A 13,939-nucleotide genomic window follows, 5' to 3' on the forward strand; every position below is an offset into this window, starting at 1 on the left:
CGGCCTTTCGTGTTATAATACTCAAGCAGATCCAATGGATTTGCCATGGCGCGGGGTGGAGCAGCCCGGTAGCTCGTCAGGCTCATAACCTGAAGGCCGCAGGTTCAAATCCTGCCCCCGCAACCAATCCTTCCATGATCAAACACACAATACCCAAAAACCCGCCTCATGGCGGGCTTTTGCGTTTCTGAGGCGACGGTGAAATCAGCACACGACAGCAGGATTGTCAGTCCAAACCATTCCGAGCCAGGAATTCCCCTGCTTGAATTGTCTCCAAGGCATCCGCCGTCTCCCTGAAGTACGGCAAGGTTTGCCAGAGAGTGCGGTCGCCGACGATATAGAAGCGGCGCTTGGCGCGTGTCAGCGCCACGTTCAACAGGTTCGGCTTGGATGCGGCCCAGGCTGCGGCTCCGCTATGATCGGCATCGGCGCCGAGAACCATGAAAACGATGTCTTCCTCCTTGCCCTGGAAGGTATGCACCGTGCCTATCCTTTCCCGCAGCCACCTGGACAGTCTCGATGGAGGGGACCGCATATTTCCGTTCCGGTCCATCCATGCTGCATGGGCCAGAGCCTGCCTCAGGCTGTTCTTGACCTCCTTGAACGGCGAGATGATATAGAGATCCGGCAATGTGCCATTCCGGCGATATGTGGCAGTGAGGACGTTGACGATGAAGTCCGTCTGTTCTGCAACGGTCTGTTTGCCCGCGACCCTACCCCTGACGTCGATCCAGGCGCTGTCGCCATAAAACGGCGGTGCGTCGCCAGCAGGGCGGCGCTTCTCCAGCCCGAATACCATCTTGTTCTGATAGGCGATCCGGTTGGCAAGGCCGAACATCGGATCGATGCAGCGCCGGTGCACCCGGAGAGGACAGCCGATCCAGAGTCCATCCGCTTCCTCGCCGGGGACTGTCGTTCCGTAGCGGTTTGCGGCATCGGCCAGCATCTGCACCGACGCCCGGTTCGGTGAATATTGTCCTGTCGCCGTGTGGGCTGAGAGAGACGAAGCGGCGGTGATCAGCGCGCTCGGAAGTGTAAAGACCGGCTCGATCTGCTGGGGATCGCCGATCGCCATGACACGGCGCCCCCGCAGCAGGGCCCCGACCGCCGCTTGCGGCACCGCCTGACCCGCTTCATCGATAAAGACCCAGCCGATCGAACCAGCTTCGAGCCCGCGGAATTGCCGGGCGAAGGAGGCAAATGTTGTCGAGACGATAGGAACGATCATGAAAAGGCTTTGCCAGATCGACACAATGTGCTCCCCATCGACGGGGCTATTGTTGGAAAGCAGTTTGCTGATGGCGACAATGTTTCCACCAAAACCCCCGCCCTTCCTGCCAACCTCCGCCAGCCATGCTTCATGCAGCGTCAATGCTGCTTCCAACAATGCCGAGCGCAGACCTGCCAGTTCGTCCTGATGCCACAGGCCGTCGATCTGGAACTGGTCGGTCTCGAGATCGGCGAGACGGTCGGGTGCGGCAGGATGATTGAAAATTTCCCCCAGACGGTCGAATTCACTTCTTTTCCTGGACCAGATTTTCCGCCGAGACCGCAGTGCCTGTTCGGCCCGTTCATGCTTGAGCAACGCCTGTTCCAGCTGAGGTTCATGGATTTTCGCAAGATGGTCCTCGCATTCTGCCAGTGCCTTGCGCAATTCCAGCTGCCGACGCGCATTGGCGCCGACGTCTTGCCGATGCTGCCGGGTAGAGTTGCTCGGCAGCGCTCGCTCCCACCACGCAGGCGCGCTGCGGTCGAGCAGCTGTTCTTCCTCCTTCAGACCCGACAATCCTTCGCGGAGACGCAGCATTTCGGCCGCCGCCGTGTCGCAACGGCCCTGCACGCCCCGGAGTTCGGCGGCGGCTTCCCCGACCCCTTTAAGCGTCTCGCTGCAGAACGTATCCTCTGACACCCCGGCGATGTCGTCATAGAGATCGGCATAGCGTGCATATTGACCGATCTTGTCAAGAACCAGGGCATCGGCGTCATCAAAGGCCGTTGATGCTTCGGCGAAACTCGGCCCCTCGTAACTCTTAAGCCATTCCCAGATGGTCTGCGGCCTGGCCGCGCCGGACCAGCCGGGATTCGGCCTTTCGGTGATTTCCATGAAGGCGAAACGTTCCTTGAAGGCGCGACGGTTCCTGGAGTTGCCGAGCGCGCAGGCGATCAGCCCCCACGGACGGTCGCCGTCGGAAAGCTTGACGGCGGCACCATTGTCCTTCTGACAAGCGACCTTGTGCGCGACCGTCTGCAGATAGTGGAAGGAAGACGCCCTGGCGATCGAGCTTCGCTTGGGAAGGTCGCGCGAAATATTATCCACGGCGGCATTGTTGGAGGAGGCGACGACCATTTCGAAACCGGTAAGGGCCGGGATCAGTGCCGATATCGTGGCGGTGCTCCGGTCTGCGAAGATGGCGCGGCGCGCTGGTCCGTCGAAGGCATCGCGCGCCGTCTTCAAGGAGGAGAGCACGCAGGCGCGCCGAACGATATTATCCGCGAACAGATCGCGAAGCAGCGTCGTCTTTCCCGTCCCCGGCGGGCCGTTGACCGAAAACAGTCCGGTTTTCGAAAGCTCGCCGATGGCCGAATTGATCGCGAACTGCTGCATGAGGCTCATCGCGTGATAAGGTTCGCTGAGCCAGCGTCCGCGGTTGATATTTCCCGGATGCAAGGCCCGAACGATCGCCTGGCGTCCGTCCGCCGTATAGAGGTCGATCCGCTTCTCCTGCGCAAGCGGGGTGAGATATCGCCTGAGCGGCTCGGGAATATCGCCGTGTTTGACGCGCATCATCGCCCGCTCGATATCCTCGATGAAGAAGCTGTTCAGGATACCGATCTCTTCTTCAACGCTTGCACTGTCATCCTCCTCATCCTCGGCATCGGGCGCATGGCTCTCCTGCTGAGGCGGCAGCGACAGGACTTCAGGCCTTTCCGCCTTGTCTTTGTAGCGTATCTCAACGGCGGCGATGGGCATCTCCCGAGGCGAGGCAAAGCCGGCCCAATCGCAGAGCAATTCATGCAGCGTCAGAATCTCGCCGGCGTCGATCGGTTGATCGTCTGTGTCCCCGAAGGATGGCGATCTCAAATGCCGCTGCGCCCGAAAATTTTGAAGCAGTTCCGATAGCTGCCGCTTGCAGTCGGCAAATGCCTCGTAGCTGAGCGAGGAGAGGCCGGATTTCTGCACGCGACCCAGAGCCCAAGGAAGCGTGGAGACCGAAAATGTCTCGAAGATCGGCTGTCCCAAGGGCGTGAGCTGCAGGCTGGCAAAGCAGGTATCGCCATCGAGATCGCCGCGCTCGGCTTCCTCATATTCGGCGATATCGGCTGCAACGCTATCGAAGCGCCTGCGGATGTCGGTGACTTCGGATTTGCTGAAGACGCCGAGGAACAGCGTAAAACCCGTGATCTGCTTCCCCTCGGGGATCGCGGGACGGCGGAGTGATGCACCGTCATCTTCAAGCGTCCTTGCATGCAGCCAGAAGACACTTCGGCCCTCACCTGTGACGACACGACTGGATAGATCATAGGGAATGAAGAACTCGATCTTGTGCCAGAAATCGAGAATGGCCAGAAGCCGTTCTCTTTCGGCGCCATCTGCATTGGTCTGCATGAGTTCCTACTGAGGAGTTGCAAAATAGGCTTGCACCTCTTTTAGCAACGATCGCAGCTCAAAATCAAAGACCATCGCGACTGCGCATTCAGGAAGCGCCCAAACGCATTTTTGCGCAACCGGCGAAAATCCCGTCAATGCAGACGCGGCCGGCGTCGCTTGCTGAGCTGCCGTCCCCGATCCCAGCGGAGGACAGTCTCCTGCGCGACGTCGGTCTTATGAGGAGCTGGCTCGACGCTCGTGCGGATCCGTTCGAGGGCTGCACTTGCCTTGGCCGCATAGTCGAGTGCGGCCGGATCGTCCGAATGCACATCCTGGATCGCAGCGAAGACTGCCTCCGCTTCGCCCAATCGCTTGTTGGCCGCAAGGGCAATGCCCCGTTTGTAATGCGCCTGGATGAGATGTGGCCCGATCTCTCCGACCTGGCGGAAAGTTTCGGCGGCCAGGTCATCTTGATGCAGGGCAAGCGCTCGCCGCTGGGCTGAGAGCAACCATTCGATGGCTGCCCGCCTCGTACACGACACTCCATGCAGGACGAAAATATAACAATCTGTACTGAAATATTACATCAAGCTCTGATCTATATTGGGAGCAGATATAACCTCGAAGTACCCATCACAGTAAAAATACAACCAAAGCTTAGTATATTATCGTTTTTTGCCCGCTAAAACTAATCACTTTGGGCCATTTCCTTCCCTCTCAATCCGTATTAACATAATTAAGAAATGTCTAAAAAATAAAGCGGTGACATCAAGGGCCGGCATTTCATACTATTTAATACCCGCCATCGCTCCAAGTTTGAGTAAAGTGTAACGCTACGGGAGGCGTATATGTTCATGACAGGCTCAGGGATGGAGAATACTGACCAGGGACGGAAGTTGGATTCATCTGGAAATACTATACTGGTGGTTGCCAAGGCGGATCTGTTTTCGGAATGCATGGTAGAAGCTCTGGCAAAGAAATTTCCGAACTGTGAAGTGGCAAGCATAACGAGCACAAAGCCGATGCTGGAAAAGGATACCAGCGATATAAAGCTCGTTTTATTCTATCATATACCGGCGCCGGAGCTTCATGAAGCACTGCAGGCTGCCCGCGAAAACCATCCGGAGACCTCCGTCGGACTCGTCGTCGAGGCGATCGATATGCTCGAACCCTATGTCAGCCGGCTGGTGGAGGCAAGGATCATCGATGGCGTCCTGCCGCTCAACCTGCGTCTCGATGTCTTCATGGCCGCAGTGGATCTACTGATGAAGGGCGGCGAACATTTTCCCTCAGCACTTCTCAATCGCCTCACCAACAAGAACGCCCAACTGGAGCCCTCCCTCTATCAGACAAAGTCGGTCGATGCGGCACGCAGCAATGCGCTGAAGCTGAGACGCGACAGCATCTCCAGTTTGACCACCCGGGAGGTTCAGATACTGGATCTCATCTGCAAGGGCACGCAAAACAAGATCATCGCCGACAAGCTGCATCTATCAGAAAACACCGTGAAGGTTCACGTCCGCAATATCTACAAAAAGATGAACGTGCGAAACCGCACGGAAGCTGCGTCCCGCTTCTTCAATGAGCATCCCGCCGGCGATGACGACATGTCCGGCCGGTGGCGCAACTGATCGAAACGCGTATCGCGATGTTGGGCGACATGCTTTAACGCTGTCGCTTCAGATCGAGGGGCGCGCGAAGCAGTGCGACTTCTGTCCGAAGCCGCTTGGCGAGCAGATATAAGGCGCTGAGCCGTGATAGGCGACGTGAACCGTTGCCGCAGCAGGGCGCTCGGGCCGATCTGCCGGATAGGTATAGTCTTTCGAGACACGCGGCGCCTCGACCACGACGACACTTTTTTTCGCGACGACGGCTATGTCGTCGTCAGCGACCGCACAGGCACTCGGTCCGATCGCCATAAGCGTCGTTCCCCAGGCGAACATCGCAAAACGAAATAGACGCCAGCCTTTCGGCTGCGCTGCATCTTGTTTTTTCAACATAGCAAAACCCCTCGCACATGGCGCTTCCGGATGCAAGACCGGTCGCGCAATCCGGCGCGGCCAACCTTACTCCTTTCTTCTACATCTGCTGTATTGAGTGAGGCTTAAGCGACCTCAGGCTACACGTGGCGCGTGAGAAGCAGGAATAAAATGATTAATCATTTATTATTCTGAAGAATAGTTGCGTAGTTATTTTAGGTAATCAGAATTTTTGAAGTTGACGTCAGCTGTAATCGTCTTATTGTTTAAATAGTAATTCAGTCATTCGAAGAATAACTAAAAAGTTATTCGTGTTGAGATAGTCGATACAATGAATATCCAGCCGGATGAGGAGACATGCAGTGCATAACTAAATCAAAAGACTAAATACATGGGAAGGAGTTTGTAATGCGTAGTTTCGTTCCCAGCGAAGGAAATTCTGAGGTAACTCGTATACCGGTGCTCAGGCAACTGGGCACCGCTCTTGTCAATGGTGGGGCCGGCTTCCTCGGTTCACATCTCTGCGAAAGGCTGCTGCAGCGTGGCCACCGCGTCATCTGCCTCGATAATTTTTCGACCGGCCGCCGAGTGAATGTCGATCACCTCGCCGCGAACGCCCGTTTTCACATGGTCGAGCACGACGTTCGCCAGCCTTTCGATATCGAAGCGTCGCTCATCTTCAACTTTGCCTCGCCCGCCTCCCCGCCCGATTATCAGCGGGATCCTGTGGGAACATTGCTCACCAATGTGCTCGGCGCCGTCAACACCTTGGATTGCGCCCGCAAGACCGGTGCTGTCGTCGTTCAGTCGTCGACATCGGAAGTCTATGGCGACCCGAGCCAGAGCCCGCAGCAGGAATCCTATTGCGGCAATGTCAACCCGATCGGACCGCGCGCCTGTTACGACGAAGGCAAACGCAGCGCCGAAACCCTGTTCTTCGACTATCACAGGACCTACGGCGTCGACATCAAGGTCGGCCGCATCTTCAACACCTATGGGCCGCGCATGCGTCTGGATGACGGCCGGGTGGTCTCCAATTTCATCGTGCAGGCCCTGCGCAATGCAGACCTGACGATCTACGGCGATGGTCAGCAGACCCGCTCTTTCTGCTATGTCGACGATCTCGTCGAGGGATTCCTGCGTTTCTCGGCCGCCGGCAACGCCTGCCACGGTCCAATCAACCTCGGCAACCCCGCTGAGATCACCGTTCGCCGCCTGGCTGAAATCATCCGCGACCTGACAAATTCCCGTTCCCGGATCGTTCACCTGCCTGCGGTCACCGACGACCCCCGTCAGCGCCGGCCGGATATTTCCCGAGCCTTGGCCGATCTTGGCTGGCAACCCCGCATCGGCCTCGAAGCCGGCCTGGCGCGCACCGTCGATTATTTCGACGGGCTGCTCGCCGAAACCGAGAAGGCGGAGGTCGTATGAGATGCCCCGCTACATTCTGGTTACCGGCGGCGCCGGTTTCATAGGCAGTCATATCTGCAAAGCGTTGTCGCGCGCCGGCATGATCCCGGTTACCTACGACAATCTCTCGACGGGACATGCCGACAGCGTCCGCTGGGGGCCGCTTATTCGGGCCGAGCTAGCCGACGCCGCCACGCTGCGCCGGACCCTTGCCGAGTTTTCGCCTGATTGCGTCATTCATTGCGGTGCCAATGCCTACGTCGGCGAATCCGTCGAGATGCCCAGGAAGTATTACCGAAACAACGTCGTCGGCAGTCTGACGCTGCTCGAGGCCTGCCTCGACCAGGATATCAACCGGATCGTCTTTTCGAGCAGCTGCGCCACCTATGGCGTTCCCGCCTCGTTGCCGATACGCGAGGAAAGCCCGCAGCTGCCGGTCAACCCCTATGGTCGCACAAAACTGATCTTCGAGATGGCGCTCGAGGATTTTGCCGCCGCCTATGGCATCCGCTTCGCCGCCCTGCGTTATTTCAACGCGGCCGGCGCCGATCCGGAGGGTGAGCTTGCCGAGCGCCACCAGCCGGAAACCCACCTAATCCCCCGCGCCCTTCTCGCTGCCGCCGGCAGGCTGGAGAGGCTGGATATCTTCGGCACCGACTATGCGACCGAGGACGGAACCTGCGTGCGCGACTATATTCACGTCAGCGATCTCGCGCAGGCGCATCTTGCCGCCGTCAATCATCTGATGGCCGACGGCGGCTCGCTCAGCGTCAATCTCGGCTCCGGTCGCGGCACCTCGGTGCTCGAGATCCTCGAAGCCATCTATCGCGCGACCGGCCGTGAAGTCCCCGTCCGCTATCGCCCCCGCCGGGCCGGCGATCCGCCGATCCTCTTTGCCAACACGGCGAGAGCGAAGGCGGAACTCGGCTTCGCTCCCACCCTCTCGGATATCGATACGATCATCCGTACCGCCGGCCCGACCTTTGGACTGGAGATGACAGCGTGAGCAACGTTTCGCAAATCGGCCACGGCGTCAGTACGGCTAAAGCCGCCACCGCGGATGCATTCGAGCCTGTTTTTACCGGCTGGAACCGCGTCGCCTATGGTTTCGGCATCCTTTGCTGGCTGGCCGCACTTGGGTTTTTCTGGATCTGGTGGTGCCAGTCCGCCCATATCATTTCCTGGACCGCCTTTGTGCTCATTACCCTCGTACTGGGCTGGATCACGCTCGTGCCGGCCTATTTCATCCTGATCTTTCTCGATGCGAGGACGATCAGCCCCCGCGCTCCGCTGCCGGAAGGGCGAGTGGCGATGGTCGTCACCAAGGCGCCGTCCGAGCCTTTTGCCGTCGTTCGCGCCACGCTTCAGGCAATGCTCGACCAGACCGGCGTCGAGTTCGATGTCTGGCTGGCCGACGAGGATCCTTCCGAGGAGACCAGGCGCTGGTGCGCGCAGCACGGCGTGCTGATCTCCACCCGAAAGGGGGTGGCGGAATATCATCGCGCAAGCTGGCCGCGCCGGACGCGATGCAAGGAAGGCAACCTTGCCTATTTCTACGACCATTTCGGCTATGAGCGTTATGATTTCGTCGCCCAGTTCGACGCCGATCATGTGCCGACGCCGACCTATCTCCGTGAAATCCTGCGCCCCTTCACCGACCCTGAAATCGGTTATGTCTCCGCGCCGAGCATCTGCGATGCGAATGCCGGTACGAGTTGGGCCGCGCGCGGCAGGCTCTATGCCGAGGCCAGCCTGCACGGTTCGCTGCAGACAGGTTACAACAATGGCTGGGCGCCGCTCTGCATCGGTTCCCACTATGCCGTTCGCACCGCCGCACTTCGCCAGATCGGCGGCCTCGGCCCGGAACTCGCCGAAGACCATTCGACGACGCTGATGATGAATGCCGGCGGCTGGCGCGGCGTCCATGCCGTCGATGCGATCGCCCATGGCGACGGCCCGGCGAATTTTGCCGATCTCGTCGTCCAGGAATTTCAGTGGTCGCGCAGCCTCGTCACCATTCTGCTGCAACATTCCAGCCGCTATGTCGTCCATCTGCCATGGCGACTGAAATTTCAGTTCGTGTTCTCGCAGCTGTGGTACCCGCTGTTTTCCGCCTTCATGGCCGTAATGTTCCTGCTGCCGGTTGCCGCCTTGCTGACGGGCCACGTCTTCGTCGACGTCACCTACCCGGATTTCCTGCTGCATTTCCTACCCATATCGGGGGTGCTGACGCTGTTTTCCGTCTTCTGGCGGGCGACGGGAACCTTCAGACCGCATGATGCGAAACTTTTCGGCTGGGAGGGGCTGGCCTTCATCTTCCTGCGCTGGCCGTGGTCGCTCGCCGGCAGCCTTGCGGCCGTTCGCGATCATATCTCCGGCTCCTTCGTCGACTTCCGCATCACCCCGAAGGGAAAACAGCAGCAGCATTCTTTGCCGCTGCGCGTCGTCGCCCCTTATATCGCGCTCGCCGGGCTTTGCGCCGTCGCCATGGCGCTTGCCAGCGAGGTCGCTGCCGCTCAGGGCTTTTACATTTTCGCCGCGATAAACCTCTCGATCTATCTGTTGCTAGCGATACTGATCGTCGTTCGCCATGCGATTGAGAGCAGTCTGCCGCTGCTGCCGCAATCGCACGGGCTACGGCTTGCGACTGCCATGGGGCTTGCGATCTGGGTTACCGGCGGCATGCAGCTGGGCAGCCATGGCCTCAGCAGCCTCGAAGCTCTTTCCCATGGCCAGCCATTCATCAGTTTCACCGAATCACAATTTGCCGTCGCCGGTGCCGGCCTCGGCGGCGGCAAGACCAGGATCACCAAATTTCGTCTCAAATGGAATGGGTTCGGCAACATGGGACGGGACGAACAGGGTGTGTAGCCGGCAGTCCGGCAAGTGTCGAACAGGAGGATGTAATGTGTATAGGATCGAAACTTTATGGAGCAGCCCTTGCTCTCAGCCTGTATCTGCCGGTGGCGGCACATTGCGCCGAGGCAGCTGGCAAGAAGGCGCCGACGCCGCTCAGCGCCTATGAGCTCTACCGCATCTACGGCGACAAGACCTGGATCTGGAACACCGGCGGCGGTCGTTTCGTCGATGACGGCCGGCGGTTCGTCGCCTGGACCAATGACAAGGGCAAACAGTCCTTCGCCGAAGGCACGTGGGTGGTCGACGATCTCGGCCAGCTCTGCATGCGCGCCACCTGGACGAATGCAGAAGGTGCGGCCCGCGCCAGCACCTGTTTCGGCCATCGCAAAATCGGCAACACGATCTATCAGCGGCGCCAGCCGGACGGCAATTGGTATGTCTTCCGTCATGCGTCGGTGCGCGGCGATGACGAGTTTGGCAAGCTCGTTCCCATGGATTCGGTCAGTGCGAAAGCGCGTGACCTGAAGCAGGTCCTGCTGAGCCAGGAAGTAGCCCGAAAAGGAGGGTGAGCCATGAAGAAGCTACTGAAAAAAAACCTCTCGACTGCAGCGATGGCGGTGCTGCTGCTGTGTGTCGCCGATATGCCGGGCCGAAGCGAGATGCAATATGCGGGCATTGCCCCGAACCCGGCTGCAGGCGTCCAGACGATCATCGACAAACGCCCCGTTCTTCATGCCGACGGCATCAAGTTCGGCGCCTATGATCCAAATGGTGATTTTGGCGCACAATCGAATGTCGCGACCGAAGCCCTGTTCCTGCCTTGGGAGGACGTCGATCTGGAGACGCTACGCGTTGCCGATGCCTACGCGCAGGCCAGAGGCCGCAATCTGCTGATATCGGTTGAGCCGTGGTCCTGGGATGTCGACTGGCGGCTGACCTCCGGCCAGCTTCGTCAAAAGGTCCTGCGCGGCGATTACGATGTCAACATGCGTGCGATCGCGCAGATGATATCCCAGCTGAAAAGTCCAGTGATCATTCGCTGGGGCCAGGAGATGGAGGACAAGTCCGGGCGGTTTTCGTGGTCCGGATGGAACCCGCGGGACTATATCACGGCCTACAAGCGCATGATGGATATCGTCCGCCAAGAGGCGCCGGGCACTAAGCTGATGTGGTCGCCGAAGGGCGAGCCAGGCTTGCAGGACTACTATCCCGGTGATGATTATGTCGATCTCGTCGGGCTCTCGGTCTTTGGCCTGGAACGCTACGACGAGCTTGCCTACACCAAGCATCGGACGTTTTCGGAAGCGCTGAAGCAGGGTTACGATCTCGTCGCCGGCTACGGAAAGCCGATCTGGGTGGCGGAGCTCGGCTATCAAGGCGGCGACGCCTATGTCAGGCCCTGGATCGAAACCGCGACGCTGAAGCAGAGCGCCTTTCCGAACCTTCAGGAAGTCGTCTATTTCAACGACCGGGATGTGCATGCCTGGCCGTTCGATCTCGGCCGGCCGGACTGGCGCGTCGTCGAAGGCCTGGCCAACTGACCGCCCGGAAAGGAGAGAGGCCCGCCGGGGTTTGCGGGCCTCTCCTCTCATGTCGGGCGATCGATCATCCTTTGATCGTCGCCTTACCCTCTTCGATGAGCCGGCTTGCCGCATCGGCGGGCAAAATCCGTTCGAAGGCGAGTTCGTCACAGATCGGGCGCAGCACGCGCTGGTCGAACTGGGTTGCGCCCATCGGCACCGGCGGCGGATATTCGCCGACCTGATCCTTGAGAAGATTGACGTATTTGACTGTTTCCTGCTCCGTCGGGTTGAGCTGCGGTAGTATGGCTTCGCGCACGGCCGGGGACATCGGCACGCCGCGCTCGACGCCGAGAATCTTGCCGGCCTCGATATCGTTGACGAAGAAGTTGATGAATTTCGCGGCTGCCTCGCCGTTCTTTGTCGTGGCGCCGAGGCTCCAGATAAGCGCGGGACGGTAGTAGTGGCCCGACGGCCCGCCCTTCTTTTCCCGCGGCAGCATGGTGATGCCGAGCTTGTTCTTGATGATCAGCTGATAGCCGACCATTTGATTGGAATAGGCCATGCCGATCACCGATTTGCCGATACCGAGGCAATTGGTGTCGATGGTGTTCTGATCGAGCGTCTGGACGTCGGCAGCAACGGTGCCCCCCGCTTTGCGAAGCTTCTCCCAGTAGTCGAACCATTCGGTGGCATCGTCGGCTGTGAAGCCGAGCCCGACGCTTTCCTTCGCAAAGAGGCTCTTGCCGCGCTGGCGCAGCCAGGCGTCGAACACATAGGCGTAGCGTGCGGCATAGGGGCCGCCGCTCTTGCCGGAGGACTTGGCGAGTTCTACGGCGAGCTTGGCATACTCGTCCCAGGTGAGGTCGGGTGTCGGCAACGGGATGCCCGCCTTTTCGAATTCGACCGTGTCGAAGAACATCGAGAAGGAGTTGAGGCCGAGGCCGACACCATAGAGTTTGCCGTCGATGGTGGTCAGTTTCAGCATGTCGGCGCCGAAGGACTGGACGTTCAGGGTCGAAGGCAGGAATTCGTCAAGCGGCATGCACGCGCCGCGCTTGGAATAGTCGGAGATCGTTCCCGGCTCGAGCTGGAAGACGTCGGCGATCGAGCGGCCAGCCATCTGCGTTGCGAGTTTGGTCCAGTAGCCGTCGCCCGAAAGCGATTCACCGACGATCGTGACGCCGGGCGTCTTCGCTTGGTAGAGCTTGGCGACTTCGAGCGTGCGCTTGGCGCGGTCGTTCGACCCCCACCACATGGCGCGCAGCGACGCGTCCTCGGCAAAAGCCGGAATTGCGCTTCCCGCGCCGAAGGCGAGGCCGGCGGCTGCTCCGGCTGAACCCATCAGAAATGAACGGCGGTTGACCTGCATGATATCCTCCTCCTTGTCGCAACATGCCCGCTACCATCCTCCAACGGCGTTGGCGTGCATTTTGCAATAGAGTACGCAAAAAAATAATTATTGCAATAAATAACGTTTATCTTGCAAATTTGCATAATTTGCATAAGGTTTGCCCATGAATGAACAAAAAACCAACGACCAAGAAACCAACGACCAAAAAATCAGACGGCCGCGTCAGGCCGATATCGCTACATTGGCCGGCGTCTCCGTCTCCACGGTGTCGCGTGTGCTCGCCAACGAACCCGGCATCAGCGAAACCGTGCGCCGCCAGATCTTGAAGGTGGCGGCCGAGCACGGCTATCCGGTGAAATCTGCGACCGAAGCCGTTGCCGGCGGGCTGGCGCTCATTGCCAGCGACGGCGTCACCGGCGGTCTCAGCGTCTTTTATGAAGCGATCGTCGAGGGCCTGCGCGCCGGAGCCGCCGAAGCCGGCATGCCCTTCGAGATCCGGATGGTTCGCGAGGATCGCATCACGCCGGACGCCGTGCGCGACTATATGCAGGCAGCAGATGCCGAGGGTCTCTTTCTGGTCGGCATCGACCCGAACGAGATGCTGCGTGACTGGCTGCAGGGCACCATGACGCCGGCCGTGCTCGTCAACGGCACCGATCCCAGAATGCAGTTTGATGGCGTTTCGCCGGCTAATTTTTTCGGCGCCTATGAAGCGACCAGCCGAATGATCAAGGCCGGCCATCGCCGCATCCTGCATCTGAGCGGCTCGCACCGCTATACTATCCGGGAGCGTATCCGCGGTTTTGAGGCTGCGGTGGCCGCCGTCCCCGACGCCGAGGGTCGTTTCGTGCCTCTGGTGCTGGAGGGCAGCGCCAGCCGCGAGGCGCATGAACGCACTGCCGCGGTCCTTGCCGAAAATGCCGGTTTCACCGCCGCCTTCTGCATGAATGATTTCATCGCCGTCGGCGTGCTCGAGGCCGTCACCGAAGCCGGTATGCGTGTGCCGGAGGATTTCGCGATCGTCGGCTTCGATGATCTGCCCTGCGCGCTGATGACCAATCCGCGGCTTTCCACCATGCGCGTCGACCGCGCCGCCCTCGGGCGCGAGGCCGTCTTCCTGATGCTGTCCCGTTTCCGCAACAGGACGGCGGCGGCGCGCCACATCTGCCAGGCGGTCGTTGCCGTTGCGGGAGGGACCGTTCCGAATGCCGAAAAACCGTGAGTGATG

10 protein-coding genes, 1 tRNA gene and 1 pseudogene are annotated in these 13,939 nt (G+C 59.5%); 8 read left to right on the plus strand and 4 right to left on the minus strand.

Annotated elements, in window-relative coordinates; genetic code table 11:
• Positions 1–49 precede the first annotated feature (49 nt).
• A tRNA-Met gene (locus tag HJB84_RS17105) sits at positions 50–126 on the plus strand.
• 100 nt (positions 127–226) lie between these two features.
• Here the strand turns inward: HJB84_RS17105 and HJB84_RS17110 are convergent.
• Together HJB84_RS17110 and HJB84_RS33610 are read right to left on the minus strand one after the other, a co-directional pair.
• Positions 227–3,607 (minus strand): DEAD/DEAH box helicase, encoded by a 3,381-nt coding sequence (locus HJB84_RS17110; protein WP_221116439.1) that lies wholly within the window; start codon positions 3,605–3,607, stop codon positions 227–229.
• Between the two features lie 134 nt (positions 3,608–3,741).
• Positions 3,742–4,074 (minus strand): annotated as a pseudogene (locus HJB84_RS33610) (cellulose biosynthesis protein); the annotation flags it as partial.
• 363 nt (positions 4,075–4,437) lie between these two features.
• On the opposite strand from HJB84_RS33610, the gene HJB84_RS17120 reads away from it, so the two are divergent.
• The gene (locus tag HJB84_RS17120; RefSeq protein WP_221116440.1) at positions 4,438–5,220 is read left to right on the plus strand and encodes a response regulator transcription factor; all 783 of its coding nucleotides are present in this window, start codon (positions 4,438–4,440) and stop codon (positions 5,218–5,220) included.
• A 48-nt stretch (positions 5,221–5,268) separates the two neighbouring features.
• Here the strand turns inward: HJB84_RS17120 and HJB84_RS17125 are convergent, their stop codons facing one another.
• Positions 5,269–5,589, minus strand: a complete 321-nt coding sequence (locus HJB84_RS17125; RefSeq protein ID WP_207582367.1) for a hypothetical protein — start codon at positions 5,587–5,589, stop codon at positions 5,269–5,271.
• A 387-nt stretch (positions 5,590–5,976) separates the two neighbouring features.
• Here HJB84_RS17125 and HJB84_RS17130 point away from each other — a divergent pair, with 387 nt between their 5' ends.
• Genes HJB84_RS17130 through HJB84_RS17150 form a run of 5 tightly spaced genes read left to right on the plus strand, consistent with a single transcriptional unit; the run spans position 5,977 to position 11,378 of the window.
• Positions 5,977–6,999: a UDP-glucuronic acid decarboxylase family protein gene (locus HJB84_RS17130; RefSeq protein ID WP_207582368.1), complete on the plus strand. Its 1,023-nt coding sequence runs from the start codon at positions 5,977–5,979 to the stop codon at positions 6,997–6,999.
• 1 nt (position 7,000) lies between these two features.
• Positions 7,001–7,984, plus strand: a complete 984-nt coding sequence (gene galE, locus HJB84_RS17135) for a UDP-glucose 4-epimerase GalE (protein ID WP_221116441.1) — start codon at positions 7,001–7,003, stop codon at positions 7,982–7,984.
• A complete protein-coding gene (locus HJB84_RS17140) occupies positions 7,981–9,849 on the plus strand; it encodes a glycosyltransferase family 2 protein (RefSeq protein ID WP_221116442.1) in 1,869 nt (622 codons plus the stop codon). The genes galE and HJB84_RS17140 overlap by 4 nt, the downstream gene beginning before the upstream one ends.
• 35 nt (positions 9,850–9,884) lie before the next feature.
• On the plus strand, positions 9,885–10,406 hold the full coding sequence (locus HJB84_RS17145; RefSeq protein ID WP_221116443.1) for a DUF995 domain-containing protein: 522 nt from the start codon (positions 9,885–9,887) through the stop codon (positions 10,404–10,406).
• Positions 10,407–10,409: 3 nt separating this feature from the next.
• Positions 10,410–11,378: a glycoside hydrolase family 26 protein gene (locus HJB84_RS17150; protein WP_221116444.1), complete on the plus strand. Its 969-nt coding sequence runs from the start codon at positions 10,410–10,412 to the stop codon at positions 11,376–11,378.
• Positions 11,379–11,442: 64 nt separating this feature from the next.
• Here HJB84_RS17150 and HJB84_RS17155 read toward each other — a convergent pair whose 3' ends face one another.
• Positions 11,443–12,729: an ABC transporter substrate-binding protein gene (locus tag HJB84_RS17155; RefSeq protein WP_221116445.1), complete on the minus strand. Its 1,287-nt coding sequence runs from the start codon at positions 12,727–12,729 to the stop codon at positions 11,443–11,445.
• A 145-nt stretch (positions 12,730–12,874) separates the two neighbouring features.
• Here HJB84_RS17155 and HJB84_RS17160 point away from each other — a divergent pair, with 145 nt between their 5' ends.
• Complete coding sequence (locus tag HJB84_RS17160) at positions 12,875–13,933, plus strand: LacI family DNA-binding transcriptional regulator (protein ID WP_221116446.1); 1,059 nt, start codon at positions 12,875–12,877, stop codon at positions 13,931–13,933.
• The last annotated feature ends 6 nt before the right edge of the window (positions 13,934–13,939 follow it).

The sequence above is a fragment of the Rhizobium sp. NZLR1b genome (genome assembly GCF_019685155.1).
Classification (GTDB): Bacteria; Pseudomonadota; Alphaproteobacteria; order Rhizobiales; family Rhizobiaceae; genus Rhizobium.

Coding starts and splice junctions, on each gene's coding strand:
- HJB84_RS17110 (WP_221116439.1), bottom strand. CDS start 3,607: ATGCAGACCAATGCAGATGGCGCCGAAAGAGAACGGCTTCTGGCCATT.
- HJB84_RS17130 (WP_207582368.1), top strand. CDS start 5,977: ATGCGTAGTTTCGTTCCCAGCGAAGGAAATTCTGAGGTAACTCGTATA.
- HJB84_RS17145 (WP_221116443.1), top strand. CDS start 9,885: ATGTGTATAGGATCGAAACTTTATGGAGCAGCCCTTGCTCTCAGCCTG.
- HJB84_RS17150 (WP_221116444.1), top strand. CDS start 10,410: ATGAAGAAGCTACTGAAAAAAAACCTCTCGACTGCAGCGATGGCGGTG.
- HJB84_RS17125 (WP_207582367.1), bottom strand. CDS start 5,589: ATGTTGAAAAAACAAGATGCAGCGCAGCCGAAAGGCTGGCGTCTATTT.
- HJB84_RS17155 (WP_221116445.1), bottom strand. CDS start 12,729: ATGCAGGTCAACCGCCGTTCATTTCTGATGGGTTCAGCCGGAGCAGCC.
- galE (WP_221116441.1), top strand. CDS start 7,001: ATGCCCCGCTACATTCTGGTTACCGGCGGCGCCGGTTTCATAGGCAGT.
- HJB84_RS17160 (WP_221116446.1), top strand. CDS start 12,875: ATGAATGAACAAAAAACCAACGACCAAGAAACCAACGACCAAAAAATC.
- HJB84_RS17120 (WP_221116440.1), top strand. CDS start 4,438: ATGTTCATGACAGGCTCAGGGATGGAGAATACTGACCAGGGACGGAAG.